Raw genomic sequence first — 24,320 nt, 5'->3', positions numbered from 1 at the left:
ATGAAGAAAATATTGGTAACTGGTGGATTGGGGTTCATTGGTTCGCATACTGTCGTTGAATTACAAAATGATGGGTTCGAAGTTGTTATTATTGATAATTTATCAAATTCTTCCTTGGATGTTTTAGATGGTATAACTGCTATTACAAATCAAAGACCAATTTTTGAAGAGTTAGATTTAAAGGACAAATCCAGCGTTCAACATTTTTTTAAAGAACATCATGATATTCTTGGTGTTATTCATTTTGCGGCCAGCAAAGCTGTCGGAGAAAGTGTCGAAAATCCATTAATGTATTATGAGAATAATTTAAATACGCTTATTTATATGCTCCAGGAAGTTTCTGAATTAAATACCTCAAACTTCATTTTTAGTTCGTCATGTACCGTTTATGGACAAGCAGACGAATTACCAATTACAGAAGCAGCTCCTGTAAAGATAGCTGAGTCACCTTACGGAAACACAAAACAAATTGGAGAAGAAATTATAAGAGATACTTGTAAAGTAAAATCGAAGTTGAATGCCATTGCCTTGCGTTATTTTAATCCAATTGGAGCACATCCAAGTGCGAAAATTGGAGAGCTCCCAATTGGTATTCCTCAAAACTTAGTGCCATTCATAACGCAAACAGCTGTGGGATTACGTGACTGTTTATCAGTTTTTGGTGATGATTATCCAACACCAGATGGTACGTGCATACGTGATTACATTCATGTGGTAGATTTAGCTAAAGCTCATGTTGTTGCTCTCCAGCGATTAATTCAAGAAAAGAATGACTCCAATTATGAAACTTTTAATGTAGGTACAGGAGTGGGAAGTTCAGTATTAGAAGTGATTCAATCTTTTGAAAAAGTATCTGGGCAATCTTTGAACTATAAAATTGCGCCTAGACGTGAAGGTGATGTCATTTCAGCGTATGCTCACACAGAGAAAGCAAATGCAGTTTTGGGATGGAAAGCTAAGTCTAGCCTAGACGATGCAATGCGCTCTGCTTGGGATTGGGAACGATATATTAGAAACTTATAATTAATCTTCTGTTGATAATTCTGAAATAGCCAATTTTATTGGAAAACAAACTTTTGTGATTACCTTTTTATTTTCATTGTAAATTTTAAGTTCATAATTGGTGTTAAAAAGGGATTGTAATCGATCGTTTATGTTAGAAAGTCCTGTTCCCTTATTCAAAAGTGTAGATGTTTTGTTATTAATTTTTTTACCATTATTTTCTACTTTTATAATTAATTTATTAGCTCTTTTATAAATAAACAAATAGACATTAAGTTTTAATATATTCTTATTGTACCCATGTTTTATGGCATTTTCAACAATTGGTTGAATAAGCATATTTGGAACAAGAACATTTTCCAAATCATCCTCTATGCTAATGTGAAAATTGAGATGATCAGAAAATCGTGTTTTCTTGATATTAATATATTTGTTTAATAAATGAAGTTCGTCTTGTAATTCAATAAGGTTTTTGTCTTTGTTGTCTAATACTTCACGTAATATATCTCCTAAATCTACAATCATCTCTTTAGACTTTATAGTATTAGTATCCATTAGAGAATGAATACTGTTTAATGTGTTAAAAAGGAAATGTGGATGTAGTTGAGATTGTAATACTTTTAAACGAGTAGATACTAATTGATATTCGAGTTTTGATTTTTGTTCTTCAATTAATTTGATTCTCTTGAGATAATAATAGCCATAGATAATTCCTATCATTGAAAAGTAAACCAACATATTATAATCTAAAAATTGCATATACTCATCAATAAAGTACTCCCAGAATAATGAAAATTTGAAATTTTGATCTATAGCAAGGACAGTAAAGATGAATACGAAGTAGATAAAAAATCCACTAGTCAATGCTAACAATATATGCATTAAGATTATGAGTTTAGATTGCTCCCATTTTTCGAACATATTCTTAGAAACACAACTTATAATCACCATAAGTAAAATTACAACAACCCATTTAATAACAATGTTGTACATTATGTAGTCGAAGAAAGACATTTTCATATCATCTAGTACTCCAGTCCGTTTATAATAGATCTGTTTCATAAAGTTCATGAACTCAATTAAAGTATAAAATAAAACCAAATATTTAATGAGTTTGAAATCAAAATGTTTTTTAAAAAATGTCACGCGGTATTACGGTTTAAATTCTGGGATACTAAGGATTTTATATGCCTATTCTTTGTTGAAATTCTTTTTTATAAGTTTTGCTTATTCTGAATAGCTTTTCATCATCCATTTTTACATCAACTTCACCATAGTTAGAATATATGACCTCTTTGATTAAAGAAATATTTATTATAGTCGATCTATGAATACGATAAAAATTATTAGTTTCTAATTGAGCAATAAGAGATGTTAAAGACTCTCTTAGAAGGTATTTTTTTTTGTCAGTAAAGATTTCTACATAATAACCTGATGCTTGTATGTATTTAATGTCTGATTTTTCAATAAAAGAAATTCTTCCACTCGATTTTATTGGTAATTTGTTGTTTTTGAATTCTGATAATCGCCTTTCTGGGCTTTCTATATAATCTATCAGATCGTTGATTTTATGATTTAAACCTGATGGTCTATTTGATAAAGCAGACGTGATAAGCTTACTTGTAGATTTGTAAAACCGTTCATCCTTAAATGGTTTTAACAAATAATCAAATGCGAAAAAATCAAATGCTTTTAATGCAAATCCATCATATGCAGTTATAAATATAATTTGAGGACGCTCGGTTGGATCTAACTTTTGAAGAACTTCAAAGCCTGTCATATCTTTCATTTGAATGTCTAAATAAATTAAATCTGGTTTTTTAGTTTTAATCATCTTTATAGCTTCCTTGCCTGACCCACATTCACCAATAACCTTAACCTCTTTAATATCATTTAATAGATTGATTACTCTTTTACGAGCCAATGATTCATCGTCTATTATAATTACTTTGATAACCATGCTTTGAGAGTGTCTTTATAGTTTAGATGCATAAAATTCAATATGGTTGCGTCAAAATTTATTGGTAATTCCAAATGAAATCTAAAACAATTTATTTGCTCTAAGGTGACATTTAAAAGTGATTCGTATTGATTTTTAGGAGTTTCACTTTTTTTTAATTGAGTTTCAAATCAAAATACTTGAGTTTCAAATCAATTATTTAGTATTTATGAAAATGAGTTGATAGACATCATTTATCCTAATATAGGTCAATAGTTTCATGAGTTATAGTTTCAATCATTTGTACTGGTACAATGTGTTTTTTTCAATCAAATCATTAATGTGTCATTTTGATTCAGTAAAAAAGTATTCTGAATCATATATACTTAATCAGGCTTATAAATATTCTTCTTTTACGCTAGCAATTGCAAAAGGCATGGTGGTGTAAGTGTGACTTATTATGCATTAAACCATGTTAACTTTAATTTCATAAGAGTAATTATTTTGAGTTAGTCTTCAAAAATAAATCGCTTCACCACTAGCCTTTTCATATTGCACTATAACTAACTCGTAATAATTAAAATTGAAAATTTATGAAAGTAAAAAATTATGTTTTAGTGGTGGTGCTCTTCTTTTTAAATATGGCTACAATGTTAGCTCAGGAGAAAACGATCACAGGTACAGTTACATCAGCAGTAGACGGATTACCGTTGCCAGGTGTTAGTGTCATCGTAAAAGGAACAACGCGTGGAGTTCAAACAGATTTTGATGGTAACTATTCTATTAAAGCAAGTGCTAATGAAGCCTTAGTATTTAGCTATGTAGGAAACAAAACAGCAGAGGAACTCATAGGAAACAGAACAACAATTAATGTGGCATTACAAGAGGACATTGCGTCATTAGAAGAGGTTGTTATTGAGGCCTACAGAACTTCAACAGCCGAGAAATCTAATATTGCCTCCACAACAATTACAGCAAAGACGGTAGAGGCAAGACCAAATGCGTCATTTGCGCAGACCCTTCAGGGTCAGGTTGCTGGACTTAACATTACAACAGGTTTTGGTCAGCCAGGAGGTGATAGTACCATTAACTTACGTGGTGTATCATCCTTATCAGGTAACACAGAGCCATTATTTATTATAGATGGTGTTCCAGTAGATGAGGATAACTTTAGATCTTTAAACCCAAATGACATTGAGTCATTATCTGTACTTAAGGATGCAGGGGCCACTGCTATCTATGGTAACAGAGGAGCTAATGGTGTTGTACTTATTAAGACACGAAGAGGGTCTTATAACTCAGGATTAAAGATAAACTACATTGGAACGACAGCCTTTTCAACTTTACAGAATCACGATTATAACTTAATGAACTCGAGAGAGCAGTTACAGTTAGAGAAGGATTTTGGTTCAGGATTTGGAGCGACTTTATCTGATGCAGAATTAGCAATCAGAGCTCAGCAAACCAATACAGACTGGTTAGATGTGTTCTTTGGAACAGGACTTACTCAGAGTCATACACTTAACTTGGCGTCAGGTGGTGAGAACATTAACTCGTTCACATCATTTGGTTATCATAATCAAGAAGGAATCTTGAAGAAGGCAAGTACGCTTAAACGTTTTAACTTCAGAAGTAATATATCTGGTAAATCAAGTAATGATAAGTTCAACTATGGAACATCATTTACATTTAACTACTCAGAATCTAATGAACCAAATAGTATCATTGGTGCAGCGGGTTCTGTAAACAGAAACTTTGTAGTGGGGGCCAATCAATCCTTGCCTTATGTTTCAACAGCATCATATATCCCAGGACAAGGCGCTAATATTCCTGTGACCTTTGCAAATACGCCATTGTTTTTATTAGATAGAAGGGATACCTATACAAGACGTGAAGATGAAATTAAGGTTATCGCAAACGTAAATGCAAGTTATAAAATAACAGATAATTTAACCTTTAGAACTTCTTTTGGTGGTGATTTTACAGATGAGCAATTATTACGTGTAGAATCTCCAATATCTTTTAACGCACAATTATTTGCTGCCACAGGAGATAACACACCAGGATTCTCAGATCAGGATTCAAGACGTTCAGTAGCATTAAATTTTAACAACTCACTTACGTGGTCAAAAGTATTTGCAGATAAGCACTCTTTAGAGGTGTCTTTATTTACAGAATACTTTAAAGCACATAGGCGAAGTTTTGGATTTAGACAGTTAGGGTTCACTTTGGCAACCTTCTCTCCTGGAGATGGAGCGGCTTTCGTAAATGATAATGCTAATGATGATAACTATGTAGATACTGGTCGTGCAACTGTTAGAGATGCAGGTTTATTCTCGTACTTTGGATTCGTAGATTATGATTATGATACAAGATATGGATTCTCTGCCACTGTTCGTCGCGATGCATCTTACCGCTTCTCTGCGTCCAATCGTTGGGGTACCTTCTGGTCTGTTTCAGGGCGTTGGAATATTTCAAACGAGGCGTTTATGGAAGATTCAATCTTCGATCAGTTAAAGCTTAGAGGATCTTATGGAACTACAGGTAACCAGAGAATCGTAGCAGTAGCTGGACAGTTTGCTTACTTTGCTGCACCAGATTTAACAGAGAACTTCTTTAATACTGGAGGACAATATGGTGGTGTTAATGGTTTATCAGTAGGACAAATTGGAAACAATGATCTAAAATGGGAAACAATTGTACAAGCTAATATCGGTTTAGACTTTGCACTTATCAATAATAGATTAAGAGGTAGTTTTGATGTGTATCAAAGAAACACTGAAGACTTATTTATTAGAACGCCAATTGCACCATCATTAAATGGAGGTGTTACTGGAATTAATGCAAATGTAGGTGAATTACAAAACAGTGGATTTGATGTAGAATTACACTACGACCTTTTTAAAGCAAAAGAAGAAGATGGCTTTAATATGACACTTAACTTGGTAGGAAACTACAATAAGCAAGAAATCATCAGCTTAGGAGCTGGAGGAGATCAGCCATTTGTGCGACGCGTTGGTGGTGTTATTGGAGAATTATTTGCAGCGCCATATATGGGTGTTAACCCAGCCAATGGTAACTTATTGTTTTTAGATATCAATGGTAACTTAACCGAAGATATCACAACGAATGATCAAAGAGCAACTGGAAAGAACATTTTCCCAGATTACCAAGGTAGTTTCGGTTTTGATGCAGATTATAAGAATTTCTTCTTAACAACACAGTTTAACTATACCATTGGTGTATATCGTTCAGATTTCGATTTACAAGGATTTTTAGATCCAACAGCAATTGGTCAGTTTAGACATTCAAGAGATCTTTTAAGAGCATGGTCACAACCAGGAGATATTACAGATATTCCATCACTTAATGCAACAAATGCAAGTGATGAGTTCTTATCAGATAGAAACATTAGAGAGTCAGATTACTTAAGATTACGTTTTATCCAGTTTGGATACAATGTACCAAAGAAAGTGTTAGATAAAATAGGATTCACATCACTTAGAGCATTTGTAAGTGCTGAGAACTTAGTAACATGGAGTAAGTGGAGAGGGTTTGATGCAGAAGCATTGGGGGCATCTCAAAACGGATACCCAACTCCAAAGACGTATTCGGTAGGAATTGAATTTGGATTTTAATAAAAAAATAAATTAATATGAGAAATATATATAAAATACTATGTGTTTGTTTGGTCTTTGCAGTGGTGTCGTGTAATGATGCGATTGATATTGATCAACCAGGACGATTAGGAGCCGACAATGCGTTCCAAACGGTTGCGGACTTGAGAAGTGGTTTGCTAGGAGCGTACAATTTCCTAGACACAACCAATGAAATAGGCTATACGGCAGCATTTACAGATGAGTCGTTTAGAGGTGTGCAAAATGGAGGACAAAACTCCAACACACAGAACTATAATATCAATACTAATAGTGGTTATGTAGCAGGTATTTGGGCCTCCAACTATGGAGCGATAGGCATGGCGAACAGAATCATTGCAGCTGCAGAAACTATTGATAGAGCGGAAGACCCAACAGAATATGATAATGTTGTAGGACAGGCTTACGCAATTAGAGCGTTTTCACATTTTAAAATTCTGACGTTCTTTTCAACAGATTATACTAATGATGCAGCATTAGCAGGATTATTACTTACAGAGCCAACATCAGATATTTTTGCGAGTGTAGCAAGAGCTACTAATGGCGAGTTTTATACTCAGATTACATCAGATTTAAATACTGCAGTTAGTTTAATTACTTCTGATGAAGGAGCAACTTTTATGGGTCAAGATTTCATCACAGCTCTTAGAGCAAGAATGGCAGCCTATAGAGGGCAGTATGCAGCAGCAGATGGATTTGCAGCAAGTTTATTAGCAAGCTATCCAATTGCTAACCAAGCACAGTACTTCTCTATGTACGATGATGCAGACTTTACAGAAGTGATCTTTTCTTTAGAAAGAGCTAGAGGAGACACCTATGATGGGCAAGGAACCGCTGGTGGTGGATGGGCAGGAAGCTTATGGGCATTTATAGACCCAGGAGCAGGTGGAGGACCATTTATGGAAATCTCACGTTCTACATTTAATATCATGAATGGAACAGCAGATATTCGTCTACCAAGAGCAGTGAACTTAGCTGAATCTTCAATTGATCCTAGTTATGCAAGTAACCCTAACTTCTTAAATGATGATGTATTATTAGTGTGGAAATATCCTGGATCGAATGGTCAACCACTTATGAATGACTTAAAAGTATTCAGATCAGCAGAGATGTTACTTATTAGAGCAGAAGCAGCGGCAGATGCAAATCAATTAGGAACAGCAGCACAATTTATCAAACAACTTAGAGATGCAAGGTTCGGAACTCCTCAGCCTTTACCTGCGTATGCAAACCAGGTGGAGGCTTTTGGAGGCATCTTAGACGAGAGACGTTTAGAGTTATTGTTTGAAGGTCATAGATGGGTAGATTTAAAGCGTTTAGGAAATAGAGGAAATAGAGTGATGGAAAGAGATGCAAAAGAGTGCTCAATCTTAGCTGGATGTTCATTGCCAAATGATGATCACAGATATACATTACCTATTCCTTTAGCAGAGACTACAGCCAACAGTGCTGCAGAACAAAACCCTGGGTATTAATAAAAAAATTAAATGATTATGAAAAAAATAAAAATAGTAGTATTATCATTGATGGTAGCAGCCTTTTTTGGTTGCGATGAAAATGATAATATCAATACAACGTTTGATAGCGTAAACGGACAAACATTAGTGGCATTTGCTGGAACTAGCACTAATCTTCCAATATTGATTGATGGAACCGGAAGTGCAGACATTTCTGTAGAAGTATCTACGGTGTCTTCGACAGATAGAAATGTATCGTATACCATAGTTACTGAAGGTGATGCCACTACTGTATTGCCAGCTAATTATATGTTATCACCTTCAATTTTGGTTCCTGCGAATTCACACATTGGAACATTGACTGTCACAGGTATTGATGACGAAAATCTTGGGACAGCAGCTGAGACACTTACGATAGTGATTACTGATATTGATGGAGGCGGAACTATAAATGATGCCCCTCATGTAATTAATTTATTTCAAGTATGTCCTGTACCAGAAACTTTTATGATTGGTAACTATTTAATGGAACAAGTGACACCATTTTTAGGTGGTAGTGCTACACTATCTGACGGAAGTATTACAACGATTACTGCAGATGGTACATCGCGTACTTTTGATACGTTTAATTATCCTGTATTTTGCACAACTAATAATCCATTTACATTTAACTTAGTGTGTAATGAGATTAATGTGCCTACACAAAGATGTAATTGTGTTTGTAATACAGGAACAGACTGGTTTACACAACCAACAGTAGCAGAATCTTATGATTTATCAGATGATACAGAGTTTTTCTTAACCTTTACAGATGATACTCAGGCTGATTGTGGTGCAACAGCACAAACAACTTATAAATTCACCAAACAATAAAATACAGAGAATATGAAAAACATTATAAAACTATGTAGTGTGATTTGTTTAGTGATGTGCTTTACAGCATGTGACGATAACGATGATTTAGGGTTTAGACCAACAGAGAATGTAGGATGGATTCAATTTGTTGAGGGTAGCCCGAGTACCATTATTTCCAATCAAGCAGATCAAGAAATTCTTAGAGTTGGTGTCGATATTCAAGTTCCTAGAACCGATGAAGATTTAACCATTAATTATAATTTAGTAAGTATATCTGGATTAGACCCTAATGGTGTATTTTCTAACTCTGGGTCAATTGTAAGTCCTGCTGGACAAACAAGTTATATGGGGCCAGATAATGGGACAGGGATTAACTATGTTTTTTTACCAACAATTGATTTTGATATATCAGAAATTGGAATGAATTTGACCGAGCCAATGATTTTTGATATCGTATTAGCAAGTACAAGTTCAAGTGTAATAACTGTGGGTCTAGGTAGCGAAGGTTTTCCAGCTTCACAACGCATAGCAATTTGCCCAAGTCTTGATGCATCAGGTGGGTTGTTGTTAGGAGATTATACATTAACAATTCCAACTGGTGATGGCCCATTTGGAGCGCAATTTGAAGATAGTTTGGTTGTAACAATAACTGAAGGCGATAACGGACCATTTAGTAGGACTTTTTCTGCAGATTATTTACCAGGTATAACACTAGGATTCCCTGTGGTAGATATTCCATTTCAATTAGATAATGGAGTTGTTACAATTCCTGATGGGATAACTACTGGACTTGCTTGTGGAGGTGTTCCTGTGTTTATTGGAGGAGATCAAACCAATTTATCAGAACTGCCTTGTGGAGATGCAGTGATAACATTGAATATGATTGACTTTCAAGGAGGGGCTTGCGGCCAAATGGATGTGCCATTTACAATTATGCTAACTAAAATCTAGTATATTTATTAACCCTAAATGAAAAGACGCTGTAACAATTACAGCGTTTTTTTTATTGCTTATTTTGAGATTTTAGCTCAAATTGTCCATTTTTAATGACGGAATGAATATCACTTGTATTGGAAATATTATCTATTGGATTTGAATTTAAGACAACAAAATTTGCATTCGACCCTAGTTCTAAAGGGTTGATATGTTTTTTGTCATTTAAATATTTCATTGGGTTAATTGTAGCAGTTTGTATTACTTCTAAATTTGTGAGACCAGCTTCTGATAATAATTCTAATTCCTGGTGCAATGACTTTCCTGCTTCTATGCTTTCTAGACCAGTATCAGTAGAGGCTAATATTAATACACCTTGACTTGCAAACCTTTTTGTGTACTTCTTGTAACGATCATATAATGCTTCACCTAAAGGTTTTTGCTCTTCAGAATACGATTTTAGAAATTCCTTTTCAGATAATAAATTAGGAGAAAACGCTGTATGAGAGTTTTTCATTTCTATTGCTAAGGTATCAAGAAATGAGCCGTCAAATTTTGAAATGGCTTGCATCATATTAAGCGGGTTTTTATTTTGAAAACTTATCGCTCTAATTGGAACACTAATATGCTCAATTGAACTAATGTCAAATTCTCTAATATATTGCAGTATATCAACTCCTTCTGGGATATGCCCAACTATTTTTATATTGTTTTTTTTCGCTAGCGAATCTAATATAGGAATTAAATTATCAGGATAACAATTGTGCAATTTGTAAAATTTGGCGCCTATGCTTTTGGTGTAATTAATAGATTTAATAACATCGTCAAATTTTGAGATGTGCTGGTGACCATTAAAACAAGTTGTATCACTATAAAATAAACCAGCATATTCTATTTCTGGTATTGCTTTATTGTTCAACTGTTTCCATTTAATTAAACTATCTACATTTGATTTAATTCTTGCTCCCATGTCTCTTACACCTAAAACACCATAGTTAAAAAATTGTTTTAGTTTTTGTTTGTTTCCATGAATATGAACATGCATATCCCAAAGACCAGGAATTATATATTTCCCTTCTAAATTTATTATTGATTTCGCTTTAAGAATCTTTGGGTTTTCAACTATTAAACCTTCGTTTATGGTTAACGTGCCTTTAGAAATTTCTCCAGTATTAACATCAATAATATTTGCGTTAATTAAAACGAGATCATTAACTTCAGAATTTGAGCAGCTAAAAATTAAAATTAAGGATAGGAAACATACTATTTTTACTTTCATAATTACTTGATGTTTTTTGTGTTAAAGACTCAATTATAAAAGTCATGTTGCAAAAAATATCGCAAATGAATTAGAATGCTAGAATTGCGATTTGAACATATAGAAAATAGAACTAATTGACAGTATTGTAAATTGCTTTAGTAAAAGAAAAATAGTTGTTGTCTTTAAAAAATAATCTTTTGCATTAATTTGATTATTTTTAATAACATATATGGTTTTCCTTTGTTCAGTAGAATCGTCACCCTAAATTATAATAGGCATTAGTTACCATACTATGATTCTCAAATTGGTTTTTGAACTTGAGCTAAATAAACTTATGATATAGTAAGCTTTGTCATTCCATAGAAAATGTTGCTTCGTTTCCCATTAGTTCACATGTGCCTTCCCGATTACCTATAAAAGAATTAAAAATTTCAGTTTTTGATCACTCGAAATACATGGCAGTTATATTAAAGAAAGTATTGTTTTCATAATTAATGAATAATTTAATTGCTATTTTTATGCAGATATACATTTTTTAGCGGTTAACTACTTAAATTATACTCAAAATACCAGGCTTACGATGATTTGATTTGACCCATATAGAGCATGATTCTAAAAAAGCAAAAACCATCTTTATTTATATATTATGAAAACCATACTTAGTTTATTTTTATGTTTAATAACATGTTCACTTTCAGCTCAAAATACTTATTTGTACTGCGGAAAATTAATTGATACCAAATCAGGAATTGTCTTAACTAAAAAAACAATTGTTGTATCTGAAACTAAAATTATTGCTATCAATGATGGGTACACATCTCCAGAATCATCAAATGATAAGGTAATTGATCTCAAAGATAAAACCGTTTTACCTGGACTCATAGATATGCATGTACATATAGAAAGTGAAACGAGTCCAACACGGTATTTAGATGTATTTACTAAAAATGATGCCGATGTCGCCTTTAATTCAGCTGAAATAGCTAACCGAACGCTCATGTCTGGATTTACAACGGTTAGAGACCTTGGGGGTAGTGGTGTTAATGTGTCTTTACGCGATGCCATTGCAAAAGGAAAAGTGCCTGGACCTCGAATTTTTACTGCTGAAAAAGCGATTGGAACCACTGGAGGTCATGCTGATCCTACAAACGGAAGAAAAAAAGAATTAATGGGAGATCCTGGACCCGCTGAAGGCGTTATTAATAGCCCAGAAGATGCGAGAAAAGCTGTAAGACAACGCTATAAAAATGGAGCGGATTTGATTAAAATCACTGCTACAGGAGGTGTCTTAAGTGTCGCTAAAAATGGGCAAAACGCACAGTTTACTCAAGAGGAAGTCAATGAAATTGTAAAAACAGCCAAAGAGTATGGAATGGTCGTTGCTGCACATGCTCATGGAAAAGAAGGAATGAAACGTGCAGTTATAGCTGGGGTACAAACTATAGAACATGGCTCTTTTATGGATAAAGAAGTCGCAATGCTTATGAAACAGCATAATACCTATTTAGTACCAACATTGTCTGCAGGACGTTATGTAGAGGAAAAGGCTAAAATTCCAAATTATTACCCTCCTGTAATTCTTCCTAAAATTACTAGTACTATGGCTGTGTTAGATAAAACTTTTGACATGGTAGTTAAAGAAGAGGTGCCTATTGCTTTTGGTACAGATGCTGGCGTATTTCCTCATGGTGAAAATGCTAAAGAATTTAGATATATGGTTGATGCTGGATGGTCACCCATGTTTGCTTTGCAAAGTGCTACAATTACAAACGCAAAGTTATTAGATATGGAGAACCAATTGGGGCAACTTAAAGTTGGCTTTCTTGCAGATATTATTGCTGTAGATGAGGATCCAACCAAAAACATATCTACAATGGAACATGTTGTATTTGTAATGAAAGAAGGAAAAATATTTAAAAACTAAAACTAATGATAAAAAAAGCCACTTCAAAAGGAGTGGCTTTTTTTATGCGTTTTGAGTTTTTCTCTTGAGAAAGAATGTACTGTAGAGTAGTATAAGCATTCCAAAAGTAACAGACATATCTGCTACATTAAAAACTCCTGTTCTAAAGACACCTCCAAAATCTAAATGAAAGAAATCTGTTACCGAGCCAAATGCTATTCGATCAAAGACATTAGCAATTCCACCTCCAGCAATGCAGGATAATGCAATCTTACTTAATTTGTCTAGACCTTTATTATTTATAATATAATATACTAAATAGCACAAGACAAGAACAGGTAAAATCTTCAATAGAAACAATTTTAGTGTAGGATTCATGTCGCTTCCCATACCTAAAAATGCTCCAGTGTTTTCTACGTTCATCATCAAGAAGGTGTCTCCTATAACATTGATGCGATCCGTTGGGTCTATGTTGGCTCTTACTATAACTTTTGAAATTTGATCAATTGCAATATTGAATACTATAAGCAAAAGTATACCTGCCGTTCGGGATAATGTCATATCAACTATACGTTTGTGTCTAAAGTAGCTGAAGTAGTTTCTGCTTCTCTATGAATTTTTCTAACTAAGCCTTGTAATACTTTTCCTGGACCTACTTCAGTGAAATGAGTTGCTCCATCTGCAATCATTTGCTGAACTGATTGTGTCCAGCGTACAGGTGCTGTAAGTTGAGAGATAAGGTTAGTCTTAATGTCATTTTCATTAATTACAGCTGAGGCTGTTACATTTTGATATATCGGGCAATTTGGCGTACTAAATAATGTGCTTTCAATAGCGGCAGCTAATTCCTCTCTTGCTGGTTCCATAAGAGGCGAATGAAATGCACCTCCAACAGGAAGTACTAAAGCACGACGTGCACCTTCTTCTTTTAAGGTGTCACAAGCAGTGTTAATAGCGTCAATTTCTCCAGAAATAACTAATTGACCAGGGCAGTTATAATTAGCGGCTACAACTATACCATTAGTAGTAGCACATACTTTTTCTACGATATCATCATCTAGTCCTAAAACAGCAGCCATAGTACTTGGTTGTAATTCGCAAGCTTTTTGCATTGCTTGTGCACGTTGAGATACTAATTTTAATCCGTCTTCAAAGTTTAATGTACCATTAGCTACTAGAGCAGAAAATTCACCAAGTGAATGTCCAGCAACCATATCAGGTTTGAAATTGTCACCCAAAGTTTTTGCCAAGATTACAGAATGTAAAAAGATTGCAGGTTGAGTAACCTTAGTTTCTTTCAAATCTTCTGCAGATCCTTCAAACATTATATCAGTAATAGAAAAACCAAGAATACTATTAGCGGTTTCAAATAGTTCTTGAGCTAGTTCTGAGTTTTCGTATAAATCAAGTCCCATTCCTGAGAATTGAGCACCTTGACCTGGGAAAATATATGCATTCATTGTTGTCAAATTTTATGCGACAAAAATAGGAATAATATCTTAATGATAACGTTACAATATGTTTGTATAAATAAATCTATAAATGACCTGTTGCTGCTTCAGCACAACGTTCACCATCCATAGCTGCTGAAATGATCCCACCAGCATAACCTCCACCTTCACCACAAGGGTATAAGTTTAATAATTCAGGATGTGCTAAATGTTCATTTCGAGGGATATTAACAGGAGATGATGTGCGTGATTCGACTCCAATAATGTTAGCTTCAGCAGTATAAAAACCTTTCATTTTATCACCAAATGCTTTAAATCCTTTACGAAGAGATCCTCCAATCAATTTTGGAAAAAGAGAATGTAATGGTGCCGATTTCAATCCAGGTTGATATGATGTTGGATTTAAATCGGTTGAGAGTCGTCCTTCAACAAAATCGGTAAGTCGTTGTGCTGGTGCTGCTTGTGTTCGTCCTCCTGCAGTGTAGGCAAGTCGTTCAAAATCCTTTTGATATTCTAAGCCTTTAAGGGCGCCATGCTGTTCGTATTTATAGAGGTCTCTATCCACATTAATTTCAACAACAATACCCGAATTTGCATATTCATTATTTCGTTTGGAAGGTGACATTCCATTCACTACAACTTCACCATTAGTAGTGGCAGCAGGAACGATAAAACCACCAGGACACATACAGAAAGAATAGACACCTCGATTATTAACTTGCTGAACCAAACTATATGCGGCAGCAGGTAACAATTCGTCACGTTGCTCACCTCGACAATGGTATTGAATACCATCTATAATGTCTTGAGGATGTTCAACACGAACACCCATTGCAAATGATTTTGCTTTTAATTGAATATGTTTGTTATTCAATAAATAGTAAATATCACGAGCCGAATGCCCTGTGGCTAAAATCACCTTGTCTACATCAAGTTCTTTACCATTCTGAAGTATTATAGATGTTATCAAGCCTTTCGTTATACTGAAGTCGGTCACTCGTGATTCAAAATGTATTTCACCACCAAATCTCAAAATCGTTTCTCTAATATTTTTTACTACTTTAGGAAGTTTGTTTGTGCCAATATGCGGATGAGCATCAACCAGTATTTGATCTGTGGCACCATGAAAAACTAAATTTTCAAAAATCTTTCTTACATCTCCACGTTTTAAACTTCTGGTGTATAATTTTCCATCACTATAGGTTCCAGCACCACCTTCCCCAAAACAGTAATTAGAATCCTCATTGACGAAATGATCTTGATTAATAGCTTTTAAATCACGTCGTCTATCTTGAACATTTTTTCCGCGTTCTAATACAATGGGCTTAAAGCCAAGTTCAATACAGCGTAACGCAGCATACATACCTGCAGGACCAAAACCAATAATATGAATGGGTTTTGCTTTGGAAACATCTTTGTAATCAAAAGTGTATGTTGTATGTTCAGGTGCTTTCTCATTAATGTAAACTTCTACCTTGTAATTAAGTATAATGAGTTTTTTTCTAGCATCTATCGATTTCCGAAGCACTTTTATTGCGGAAATATCATCAGGTTTTATATGTAGCATCTCAGATGCTTTATCAACCAAAACTCCAGCTTGGCGCTCTTCTTGAAGTGTAATACGAAGTTGAAGTTGTTTAATCATGTAATTTAGATTCTCTCGTAGGTCAAAAATGTAAAAGCAAACTCATGCTTTTCATCTTTATCATGAAATTTGCTGTAAGTTTCTTTCCAAATAGACCTGTCGATATCTGGAAAAAATGTATCGGCATTTTCAAAACTATGATGTACACGAGTAATTTCAATTTTATCAGCAAGAGTCATAGACTGTTTATAAATTTCACCGCCTCCAATAATAAAAGGTTGCTTGTCATGTCGTGCAGCATCAAGGGCATCTTCCATTGAGTTAACCACAATTACACCATCTGGAACTTTATAGTTTTGTTGTCTCGTAATAACAATATGTATTCTGTTTGGTAAAGGTTTTGGAAAGCTTTCAAAAGTTTTTCGCCCCATGATAATATGGTGGCCATTAGTAAGAGATTTAAAACGTTTGAGATCATCACTCAAATGCCAAATTAAATCGTTGTCTTTTCCGATAGCATTGTTTTCGCCTGCAGCGACAATAATGGTTAATTCAGATTTTTTTTTTTGATTTGTAGGTTTTGTGTCTAGTGTTTCGTTATAAGCTTGAGATTTAGCAATTTCAGTCTCCTCTTTTAAAAACTGTTGTTTTAATTTTTCTATTCGTAATTGTTGTTTAGCTACAAGGGCCTCCCGTTGCTGATCTTCCCAATCTTTACCCATAAAACTGTGTGTTATAAAGACACTAACAAAATGATAAATAAATAGAGCAAGCCATAATACTATGGCAATGACAAACCAATCTAATCCTACTATTTTTATATCTTTTCCTATTCCTAAGACAGTATTAGCAAGAATTAAAATAACAGAACCTATTAAAAAAATGACAAAATGAATATAGACACGTTTTTTTTGTTTGATACGTTTTTCAGCATACTTTATTAGTGCTAGTTGCTCTTTGTCAATTTGAGGTATGGGTTTCTTTTTTCCGAACATAAATCAAAACATTTGTAAATGTAAAGTTAGTCTTTTTAACGCAAACGTTGTAATTATTTTTTTTCTCTGAAAAATCAAAATCACGCAAACGTTTTCGTTTGTAATATTTTGAAAATCAATGTTTAATGGTTGGGGTTAGCGTTACGAATCGTATAAAATAAGTATTGGTTTTTTTTGAATTTAAAATCATTGTGAGCTTAATTTTATTAAAATGATAATTCTTTTATTTCTAGTATTACATTCGTTTGAGTGTGACTATTTCTTTTATACATTTGACCCAGAAATTAATTCATATTATTATGGCAATTAAAAAGCAATACTTAAAGAGCAAACCAGTATGTAAGGTGACATTTTCTGTGCCTGCTGAAGACGCAAAAAAAGTAGCAGTAGTAGGAACATTCAATGAATGGAACGAAAAGAAAGCTGTTAAATTGAAAAAATTAAAAAACGGTACTTTTAAAGGAACTTTAGATTTAGAAAAAGATAATTCTTATGAGTTTAGATATGTGGTAGATGGTCAATGGATAAACGATGACCAAGCCGATGCTTATGCATGGAGTGATTTTGCCGCAGCCGAAAATGGTGTTTTAAACGTGTAAGAATTTAAATTGTTAAATTCACAAAAAGCATCCAATACTATTGGATGCTTTTTTTATTTACAACTGTTATTTTTAGTTTAAACAGCTACCACACCTTTAATATGAGGATGAGGGTCATAGTTTTCTAATGTAAAATCTTCAAACTTAAAATCGAATATATCTTTGATTTCAGGATTTAATGTCATCGTTGGAAGAGCTCTAGGCTCTCTAGATAATTGTAAATCTAATTGTTCCAAATGATTACTATAGATATGTGCATCACCAAAGGTGTGAATAAAATCACCAGCTTCATAGCCGCAAACTTGAGCCATCATCATGGTAAATAAGGCATAAGATGCAATATTAAAAGGTACGCCTAAAAAGATATCTGCACTTCGTTGATACAATTGACAGGATAATTTTCCGTTAGCAACATAAAACTGAAAAAAGGCATGACAAGGCGGTAAGGCTGCTTTTCCATTAGCAACATTTTCATCAAATGATTTTGATGTGTCTGGCATTACAGAAGGATTCCAGGCAGATACCATCATGCGACGACTATCTGGATTGTGTTTTAAGGTGTGAATTACGTCTTTTATTTGGTCAATATCATCACTATTCCAGTTGCGCCATTGGTGGCCATAAACTGGCCCTAAATCTCCATTTTCATTAGCCCATTCATTCCAGATACGAACACCATTTTCTGTGAGATAATTAATGTTTGTGTCACCTTTTAAGAACCAAAGTAATTCGTAAATAATAGATTTTAAATGCAATTTTTTTGTGGTTACCATTGGGAAACCCTCACTCAAATCAAATCGCATTTGATAGCCGAACACACTTTTTGTACCTGTGCCTGTACGATCTTCCTTTTTATTTCCATGTTCTAAAACATGCTTTACTAAGTCGTGGTATTGTTTCATAATATTGCCTGCCTTTTGGCTCCGCTTTAGATAAAATATAGCGGAAATCTCTTTTAATTAAACTTTTGATTATAAATTGAAGACACTTCGACTGCACTCAGTGTGACAAATAATAAATAATAGTGGAGACGAATTTAGTTAAAAACACAAGTTTTTATTGCAGGAAATTAATGATAGATATTAAAAGTTATTAACTATAAAAACCTGTTAATTATGTAGAATATTGCTTTATTCGAAATGGGATAATTATCCGATGATCATTCCAGCAATTGTTGCCGAAATCAATGAAGCTAGTGTCCCTCCAATCAAGGCTTTCATTCCAAATTGAGATAGTACTTTACGTTGTCCTGGTGCCAATGACCCAATACCACCAATTTGTATACCTATAGAAGCGAAATTAGCAAAACCGCATAGCATGTATGTGGCCATAATAATAGATTTTTGATATTTGAGATGGGTTACATTAGCAGCATTTTTAAGATCTGCTAATTGAATATAGCCAATAAATTCACTGGCTGCTAATTTGATACCTAATAATTGTCCCATAAGTGCCATATCTTCTGTAGCAACACCAATAAGCCACATCAAAGGCGCAAATACATAACCTAGAATAAGTTCAAGAGAAAGCCCTTGATATACAGTGTTTGCAATAATCCAATCATTTAGAGTAGTTACTTCTCCAATCCATCCTAGAACACCATTAATCATGGCTATAAATGCCACAAAAACTAACAACATGGCACCTACATTTACTGCTAATTTTAATCCTTCAGTAGTTCCATTAGCGATAGCGTCAAGTAAGTTTGAACCAATTTTTTCTTGGGATACAGAAACATCTGTGTTGACTTCTTCTGTTTGAGGATATAAAATTTTTGAAATCACAATAGCACCTGGAGCAGCCATTACAGAAGCGGCTAATAAATGCTTGGCATAAAATAAACGCAGGGCTTCATCTTCACCTCCTAAAAACCCAATATAAGCTGCAAGAACGGCTCCTGCAACAGTTGCCATACCACCAATCATGACTAAAAGCATTTCTGATTTGTTCATTTTTTCAAGATAGGCTTTGATTAAAAGAGGGGCTTCGGTTTGACCTAAAAAGATATTTCCAGCAACACTTAAACTTTCAGCACCAGAAATTTTAAGAGCCTTAGATAATAACCATGCCATAGCCTTTACGACTTTTTGAATGATTCCTAAATAGAATAAAACGGAAGTTAGTGCAGAAAAGAAAAGGATTGTTGGTAATACTTGAAAGGCAAAAATAAACCCAAAAGTATCCATATCCATAACTAGCCCTTCAAATAGAAATTTACTTCCTGCTCTGGTGAAATCTAGTACACTAACAAATAGACTACCAACCCATTCAAATGCGGCTTTTACAAATCCTACTCTAAGTACTCCAATTGCAATAATCAGTTGAAATGCTAAACCAATAGCTACGGTTTTCCAATTCACAGCTTTACGATTACTGCTAAACAAAAAGGCTATAAATATTAGTGTAATCATACCTAAGGCACCACGCCATAAACTATTCATCGAGAAGCCTTGACTTGGTATAATATCATTTTCGATATCTGATGTTATTGCTGCAGTAGCTTCTGTACCTTCTAGAGTTTTAGAACTTTTAAATCTATAAATGATATTCTTTTCTGTAAAAACCAAAGTAGAATCTGTAAGCTCAGAAATTTTATAATGTCTAATAGTGTCGTTAGGTTGTGTGTAGTAAAACACTAATAAGTTATTTTGATAGATATAATCGCCTGAAGCTTTCAAGCTGTTCTTTGCATTCAAAGAATAAGTAAATTCCCCTTCTTTTATGTTCAGAATATCAGATTCAAAGACTTCAAAAAGTGTGTCTCCATTATCATTTTGTATAGCTTCAAACGTCCATTTTTTTTCTAAATCTTGGCCAGAGGTCATTGTAATTCCAAAAAAAACAGCTGTAATAGCTAGTAAAAAATGTTTCATGTGAAGGGGTTGTTAGCGTTTGGAAATTTCGTCTCTAATTTTGGCTGCCTTTTCATAATCTTCATTATTAACAGCCTCATCTAAAAGTGTGTGTAGTTCTTGGAGTGATTTATCCATGTAGTTGTCTTGAATGTTAGCTTCGATTTCTTCGGCTACCATATCATCTACAAGAATAGAATCTTGTTCTTCATTCTCTTTTTTAGGGTTTACCTTGAGATAAATTCCTGCTTTATCTAAGATGTTTTTATAAGTAAAAATAGGCGCTTTAAAGCGTAATGCCAGTGCTATAGCATCACTTGTTCTAGCGTCTATGATTTCTTCAATTTTGTCACGTTCGCAAATTAAACTAGAATAGAATACACCATCCACAAGTTTGTGGATAATAACTTGCTTGACTACTATGTCAAACCGATCTGCAAAGTTTTTAAATAAATCGTGAGTTAAAGGTCGAGGAGGTCTAATCTCCTTTTCTAGAGCAATAGCAATAGATTGAGCTTCGAATGCACCAATAACAATTGGTAATTTACGATCGCCATCGACTTCATTCAGAATTAAAGCATAAGCGCCATTTTGGGTTTGGCTATATGAAATCCCTTTGATATTTAATCTAACTAAGCTCATAATCTATAAAACACAAAGAACTGTTTTAATTCGGACTTTAACAACTGCAAAATGCAGATTTATGTCTAAAGAACCAAATCAAAACAGCCCTTTTCAAACTACAATTTATAAAAAATTATGCGTTTTGAGCTTTAAAAGCTTTTAATTTTTCAATCAATGTTGGAACAACCTCAAAGGCATCACCTACAACCCCATAATCTGCAGCTTTAAAGAAAGGTGCTTCAGGATCTGTATTGATAACTACTTTTACTTTGGATGAGTTAATACCAGCTAAGTGTTGTATTGCACCAGAGATTCCAATGGCAATATACAAGTTTGAGGCTACTGGTTTTCCTGTTTGTCCAACATGTTCACTATGTGGACGCCATCCTAAATCAGAAACAGGCTTTGAACATGCTGTTGCAGCTCCTAAAACATCTGCTAATTCTTCAATCATTCCCCAGTTTTCAGGGCCTTTTAATCCACGACCGCCAGAAACTACGATTTCAGCATCGGCAATCGTAACCTTATCTGTAGCTTTATCTACAGATTGTACTGTTACTCCAGATGCAGGAATAGATGGTGAAAAATCCTCAACATTAGCGCTTCCTGAAGATTCAGCTAAACCAAAGGCATTTTTAGATACTCCTACAACCTTATTGGTAGTGTCAATAGAAGTCATATTAAACGCTTTGTTAGTAAATGCTGTTCTTTTAACCGTGAAAGGCGCTGTACTTGAAGGAACTTCAACAACATTAGAAGCGTAACCTGCTTCTAAACCAACTGCTACCAAAGGAGCAACATATTTGCTGTCTGCACTAGAACTTAAAATAACGACATTAGCATTTTCTTGCTTTGCAGCTTGTTCAATAATACTTGCGTAGGTATTGGCATTGAAATTATTTAAATCGCCATTGCTTACCTTTAAAATTTTATCAACACCATAAGTTCCTAATTCTGAAGTGTCATCAGCATTAATCGAAACAGCTGTTACACTAGTTCCCATTTGTTCTGCAACTGCCTTTGCGTAAGACGCTGCTTCAAAAGCTGTCTTTTTAAATTTTCCTTGTTCTGATTCTGTATATACTAAAACTGACATGTTTTTTTTCTTTTAATAGGGTTATTAAATCGCTTTAGCTTCGTTGTGAAGCAAATTGATTAGTTCATCAATATTATCTGCGTCTACTAAAGTTACAGCACCTTTAGGAGCTGGCTTTTCAAAAGATACAGATGTAGTTTCAGTAGTAGCATTTGTTGGTTCAACAACAGATAAGGGTTTTTGACGTGCCATCATAATTCCTCTCATATTTGGAATGCGTAAATCACTTTCTTCAACTAATCCCTTTTGTCCACCAATTACTAAAGGTAAACTTGTAGTAACAGTTTCTTTACCACCATCAATTTCACGCATTGCAGTAGCATTGTTGCCATCAACCTCTAAACTTATACAATTCGTTACAAAATTTGCGTTAGTTAATGCAGCTAACATTCCAGGAACCATACCACCATTGTAATCGATAGACTCACGACCAGCAATAACTAAATCGTAACCACCATCATTTACAACATTTGCTAATTCTTTAGCAACCTGAAAACCATCTTTAGCTTCTGTATTTACTCTAATAGCTGCATCTGCTCCAATAGCTAAAGCCTTACGAAGCGTAGGCTCAGTTTCTGGACCTCCAACATTAACAACAGTAACGTTAGCACCTTGTTTTTCTTTAAACCACATGGCACGTGTTAGTCCAAATTCATCGTTTGGATTAATCACAAATTGCACACCGTTAGTGTCAAATTTTGTGTCGCCATCAGTAAAATTAATCTTTGATGTTGTATCAGGAACGTGACTAATACATACTAATATTTTCATATCGAATTATTTATGTTGAATATAATTTTTTTTCTAGTGCACGAAGATAATTATAAAAATCCGAATTTTACTATGCATGCATAGTAAAATTTTGTGAAAAATTAAGTTTCTGCAATTTTGATTAATAAAATCTCAGAATTTCATAATAAAATCGGCAATTATTCATTTTTTTGGCCAAGCTATTAACAGTTCGAGGCGCGTTTCGGCATAAAAATCATTAAAATTAATCTCATGAAGTGGTGCTAGAAATTTCATTCTCTTTTTCGACATCAATTTTATGGTATTTTATTATCAATAATTATTACTTTTGCTATTCCTAAAAAAACTGATACATGAAGACAATTCAATTTAGAGAAGCGGTTTGTGAAGCCATGAGTGAAGAGATGCGTAGAGATGAAAGCATTTATTTAATGGGAGAAGAAGTGGCAGAATATAATGGAGCCTATAAAGCTTCTAAGGGGATGTTAGATGAATTTGGATCTAAGCGTGTTATTGATACGCCAATTGCTGAACTTGGTTTTGCTGGTATCGCTATTGGCTCTACAATGACAGGTAATCGTCCTATTGTAGAGTACATGACATTTAACTTTTCTTTAGTTGGAATTGATCAAATAATCAACAACGCTGCTAAAATTAGGCAAATGTCTGGCGGACAATTTAAATGCCCAATTGTATTTCGTGGACCAACAGCATCTGCTGGTCAGTTAGCAGCAACCCATTCGCAAGCTTTTGAAAGTTGGTTTGCTAATACACCTGGTTTAAAGGTGGTTGTACCTTCTAATCCTTACGATGCTAAAGGATTATTGAAATCTGCGATTCGTGATGATGATCCAGTTATTTTTATGGAAAGCGAGCAGATGTATGGGGATAAAGGCGAAGTTCCAGAAGGGGAATACACTATTCCGCTTGGTGTTGCTGATATCAAACGTGAAGGAACAGATGTAACCATTGTATCTTTTGGAAAAATTATTAAGGAAGCTTATACGGCTGCTGACGAATTAGAAAAGGAAGGTATTTCTTGCGAAATTATTGATTTGCGTACGGTTCGTCCTATGGATAGAAAGACTATTATAGAATCGGTAAAGAAAACCAATAGATTAATTGTTTTAGAAGAAGCTTGGCCATTTGGTAATGTCGCTACTGAAATTACATATCTAGTACAATCTGAGGCCTTCGATTATTTAGATGCTCCAATAGTAAAAATTAATACAGCAGATACACCAGCTCCTTACTCACCAGTATTATTGGCTGAGTGGCTTCCAAATCATGAAGATGTGGTAAAAGCCGTTAAAAAAGTGATGTATAAATAAATAATTCGCAATTTTTTGCGTTATCAAAACT

General features: G+C 34.2%; 20 protein-coding genes. 8 read left to right on the top strand and 12 right to left on the bottom strand.

The features are described from left to right. Nucleotides 1–1,023, top strand: a complete 1,023-nt coding sequence (galE, locus tag ACTU6T_RS03955; RefSeq protein ID WP_460219964.1) for a UDP-glucose 4-epimerase GalE — start codon at nucleotides 1–3, stop codon at nucleotides 1,021–1,023. Here galE and ACTU6T_RS03950 read toward each other — a convergent pair whose 3' ends face one another. Beyond that, on the bottom strand, nucleotides 1,024–2,064 hold the full coding sequence (locus ACTU6T_RS03950) for a sensor histidine kinase (protein WP_460219963.1): 1,041 nt from the start codon (nucleotides 2,062–2,064) through the stop codon (nucleotides 1,024–1,026). Nucleotides 2,065–2,185: 121 nt separating this feature from the next. Next, complete coding sequence (locus ACTU6T_RS03945) at nucleotides 2,186–2,962, bottom strand: LytR/AlgR family response regulator transcription factor (RefSeq protein ID WP_460219962.1); 777 nt, start codon at nucleotides 2,960–2,962, stop codon at nucleotides 2,186–2,188. Between the two features lie 572 nt (nucleotides 2,963–3,534). Between ACTU6T_RS03945 and ACTU6T_RS03940 the strand changes: the two genes are divergently transcribed. The 4 genes from ACTU6T_RS03940 to ACTU6T_RS03925 are packed head-to-tail and all read left to right on the top strand — an operon-like array spanning nucleotide 3,535 to nucleotide 9,860. Next, nucleotides 3,535–6,579 (top strand): SusC/RagA family TonB-linked outer membrane protein, encoded by a 3,045-nt coding sequence (locus tag ACTU6T_RS03940; RefSeq protein WP_460219961.1) that lies wholly within the window; start codon nucleotides 3,535–3,537, stop codon nucleotides 6,577–6,579. 17 nt (nucleotides 6,580–6,596) lie between these two features. Then, entirely contained in the window at nucleotides 6,597–8,072 is a 1,476-nt protein-coding gene (locus ACTU6T_RS03935) for a RagB/SusD family nutrient uptake outer membrane protein (protein ID WP_460219960.1), read from the top strand. Between the two features lie 18 nt (nucleotides 8,073–8,090). After that, nucleotides 8,091–8,927: a hypothetical protein gene (locus ACTU6T_RS03930; RefSeq protein ID WP_460219959.1), complete on the top strand. Its 837-nt coding sequence runs from the start codon at nucleotides 8,091–8,093 to the stop codon at nucleotides 8,925–8,927. 12 nt (nucleotides 8,928–8,939) lie between these two features. Beyond that, nucleotides 8,940–9,860 carry a hypothetical protein gene (locus ACTU6T_RS03925; RefSeq protein ID WP_460219958.1) on the top strand — a complete coding sequence of 307 codons (921 nt, stop codon included), beginning with the start codon at nucleotides 8,940–8,942 and terminating at the stop codon, nucleotides 9,858–9,860. A gap of 52 nt (nucleotides 9,861–9,912) precedes the next feature. On the opposite strand, the gene ACTU6T_RS03920 is transcribed toward ACTU6T_RS03925, so the two are convergent. Beyond that, nucleotides 9,913–11,121, bottom strand: a complete 1,209-nt coding sequence (locus tag ACTU6T_RS03920) for an amidohydrolase family protein (protein ID WP_460219957.1) — start codon at nucleotides 11,119–11,121, stop codon at nucleotides 9,913–9,915. A gap of 628 nt (nucleotides 11,122–11,749) precedes the next feature. Between ACTU6T_RS03920 and ACTU6T_RS03915 the strand changes: the two genes are divergently transcribed. Beyond that, on the top strand, nucleotides 11,750–13,027 hold the full coding sequence (locus tag ACTU6T_RS03915) for a metal-dependent hydrolase family protein (RefSeq protein ID WP_460219956.1): 1,278 nt from the start codon (nucleotides 11,750–11,752) through the stop codon (nucleotides 13,025–13,027). A gap of 42 nt (nucleotides 13,028–13,069) precedes the next feature. Here ACTU6T_RS03915 and lspA read toward each other — a convergent pair whose 3' ends face one another. The 4 genes from lspA to ACTU6T_RS03895 form a co-directional block, all read right to left on the bottom strand. Then, on the bottom strand, nucleotides 13,070–13,567 hold the full coding sequence (gene lspA, locus ACTU6T_RS03910; RefSeq protein ID WP_460219955.1) for a signal peptidase II: 498 nt from the start codon (nucleotides 13,565–13,567) through the stop codon (nucleotides 13,070–13,072). Nucleotides 13,568–13,572: 5 nt separating this feature from the next. Next, nucleotides 13,573–14,466, bottom strand: coding sequence for an ACP S-malonyltransferase (fabD, locus tag ACTU6T_RS03905; RefSeq protein WP_460219954.1), 894 nt, complete (start codon nucleotides 14,464–14,466; stop codon nucleotides 13,573–13,575). 76 nt (nucleotides 14,467–14,542) lie between these two features. Next, the gene (locus ACTU6T_RS03900; protein ID WP_460219953.1) at nucleotides 14,543–16,102 is read right to left on the bottom strand and encodes an NAD(P)/FAD-dependent oxidoreductase; all 1,560 of its coding nucleotides are present in this window, start codon (nucleotides 16,100–16,102) and stop codon (nucleotides 14,543–14,545) included. Between the two features lie 5 nt (nucleotides 16,103–16,107). Next, the gene (locus tag ACTU6T_RS03895; protein ID WP_460219952.1) at nucleotides 16,108–17,037 is read right to left on the bottom strand and encodes a dihydrofolate reductase; all 930 of its coding nucleotides are present in this window, start codon (nucleotides 17,035–17,037) and stop codon (nucleotides 16,108–16,110) included. A 299-nt stretch (nucleotides 17,038–17,336) separates the two neighbouring features. On the opposite strand from ACTU6T_RS03895, the gene ACTU6T_RS03890 reads away from it, so the two are divergent. Next, nucleotides 17,337–17,636, top strand: a complete 300-nt coding sequence (locus tag ACTU6T_RS03890) for an isoamylase early set domain-containing protein (RefSeq protein WP_460219951.1) — start codon at nucleotides 17,337–17,339, stop codon at nucleotides 17,634–17,636. 77 nt (nucleotides 17,637–17,713) lie between these two features. On the opposite strand, the gene ACTU6T_RS03885 is transcribed toward ACTU6T_RS03890, so the two are convergent. From ACTU6T_RS03885 to ACTU6T_RS03865, 5 genes are all read right to left on the bottom strand, one after another. Further along, complete coding sequence (locus ACTU6T_RS03885; protein WP_460219950.1) at nucleotides 17,714–18,538, bottom strand: thymidylate synthase; 825 nt, start codon at nucleotides 18,536–18,538, stop codon at nucleotides 17,714–17,716. A 246-nt stretch (nucleotides 18,539–18,784) separates the two neighbouring features. After that, nucleotides 18,785–20,509, bottom strand: a complete 1,725-nt coding sequence (locus ACTU6T_RS03880) for a nucleoside transporter C-terminal domain-containing protein (RefSeq protein WP_460219949.1) — start codon at nucleotides 20,507–20,509, stop codon at nucleotides 18,785–18,787. Nucleotides 20,510–20,521: 12 nt separating this feature from the next. Beyond that, nucleotides 20,522–21,130, bottom strand: a complete 609-nt coding sequence (locus ACTU6T_RS03875) for a bifunctional nuclease family protein (RefSeq protein WP_460219948.1) — start codon at nucleotides 21,128–21,130, stop codon at nucleotides 20,522–20,524. Between the two features lie 115 nt (nucleotides 21,131–21,245). Then, nucleotides 21,246–22,208: an electron transfer flavoprotein subunit alpha/FixB family protein gene (locus tag ACTU6T_RS03870; protein ID WP_460219947.1), complete on the bottom strand. Its 963-nt coding sequence runs from the start codon at nucleotides 22,206–22,208 to the stop codon at nucleotides 21,246–21,248. A gap of 24 nt (nucleotides 22,209–22,232) precedes the next feature. Beyond that, nucleotides 22,233–22,979: an electron transfer flavoprotein subunit beta/FixA family protein gene (locus ACTU6T_RS03865; RefSeq protein WP_460219946.1), complete on the bottom strand. Its 747-nt coding sequence runs from the start codon at nucleotides 22,977–22,979 to the stop codon at nucleotides 22,233–22,235. 332 nt (nucleotides 22,980–23,311) lie between these two features. Between ACTU6T_RS03865 and ACTU6T_RS03860 the strand changes: the two genes are divergently transcribed. Beyond that, nucleotides 23,312–24,289, top strand: coding sequence for a pyruvate dehydrogenase complex E1 component subunit beta (locus ACTU6T_RS03860; protein WP_460219945.1), 978 nt, complete (start codon nucleotides 23,312–23,314; stop codon nucleotides 24,287–24,289). The last annotated feature ends 31 nt before the right edge of the window (nucleotides 24,290–24,320 follow it).

Source organism: Psychroserpens citreus, from assembly GCF_055686305.1.
Note: the sequence above shows the minus strand (reverse complement) of the source record. Positions and strands in the feature narration are given on the sequence as shown.

Excerpts from the sequence above, each read along its gene's own strand:
- galE (WP_460219964.1), top strand. The coding sequence starts at position 1 with ATGAAGAAAATATTGGTAACTGGTGGATTGGGGTTCATTGGTTCGCAT.
- ACTU6T_RS03950 (WP_460219963.1), bottom strand. The coding sequence starts at position 2,064 with ATGAAACAGATCTATTATAAACGGACTGGAGTACTAGATGATATGAAA.
- ACTU6T_RS03945 (WP_460219962.1), bottom strand. The coding sequence starts at position 2,962 with ATGGTTATCAAAGTAATTATAATAGACGATGAATCATTGGCTCGTAAA.
- ACTU6T_RS03940 (WP_460219961.1), top strand. The coding sequence starts at position 3,535 with ATGAAAGTAAAAAATTATGTTTTAGTGGTGGTGCTCTTCTTTTTAAAT.
- ACTU6T_RS03935 (WP_460219960.1), top strand. The coding sequence starts at position 6,597 with ATGAGAAATATATATAAAATACTATGTGTTTGTTTGGTCTTTGCAGTG.
- ACTU6T_RS03930 (WP_460219959.1), top strand. The coding sequence starts at position 8,091 with ATGAAAAAAATAAAAATAGTAGTATTATCATTGATGGTAGCAGCCTTT.
- ACTU6T_RS03925 (WP_460219958.1), top strand. The coding sequence starts at position 8,940 with ATGAAAAACATTATAAAACTATGTAGTGTGATTTGTTTAGTGATGTGC.
- ACTU6T_RS03920 (WP_460219957.1), bottom strand. The coding sequence starts at position 11,121 with ATGAAAGTAAAAATAGTATGTTTCCTATCCTTAATTTTAATTTTTAGC.
- ACTU6T_RS03915 (WP_460219956.1), top strand. The coding sequence starts at position 11,750 with ATGAAAACCATACTTAGTTTATTTTTATGTTTAATAACATGTTCACTT.
- lspA (WP_460219955.1), bottom strand. The coding sequence starts at position 13,567 with ATGACATTATCCCGAACGGCAGGTATACTTTTGCTTATAGTATTCAAT.
- fabD (WP_460219954.1), bottom strand. The coding sequence starts at position 14,466 with ATGAATGCATATATTTTCCCAGGTCAAGGTGCTCAATTCTCAGGAATG.
- ACTU6T_RS03900 (WP_460219953.1), bottom strand. The coding sequence starts at position 16,102 with ATGATTAAACAACTTCAACTTCGTATTACACTTCAAGAAGAGCGCCAA.
- ACTU6T_RS03895 (WP_460219952.1), bottom strand. The coding sequence starts at position 17,037 with ATGTTCGGAAAAAAGAAACCCATACCTCAAATTGACAAAGAGCAACTA.
- ACTU6T_RS03890 (WP_460219951.1), top strand. The coding sequence starts at position 17,337 with ATGGCAATTAAAAAGCAATACTTAAAGAGCAAACCAGTATGTAAGGTG.
- ACTU6T_RS03885 (WP_460219950.1), bottom strand. The coding sequence starts at position 18,538 with ATGAAACAATACCACGACTTAGTAAAGCATGTTTTAGAACATGGAAAT.
- ACTU6T_RS03880 (WP_460219949.1), bottom strand. The coding sequence starts at position 20,509 with ATGAAACATTTTTTACTAGCTATTACAGCTGTTTTTTTTGGAATTACA.
- ACTU6T_RS03875 (WP_460219948.1), bottom strand. The coding sequence starts at position 21,130 with ATGAGCTTAGTTAGATTAAATATCAAAGGGATTTCATATAGCCAAACC.
- ACTU6T_RS03870 (WP_460219947.1), bottom strand. The coding sequence starts at position 22,208 with ATGTCAGTTTTAGTATATACAGAATCAGAACAAGGAAAATTTAAAAAG.
- ACTU6T_RS03865 (WP_460219946.1), bottom strand. The coding sequence starts at position 22,979 with ATGAAAATATTAGTATGTATTAGTCACGTTCCTGATACAACATCAAAG.
- ACTU6T_RS03860 (WP_460219945.1), top strand. The coding sequence starts at position 23,312 with ATGAAGACAATTCAATTTAGAGAAGCGGTTTGTGAAGCCATGAGTGAA.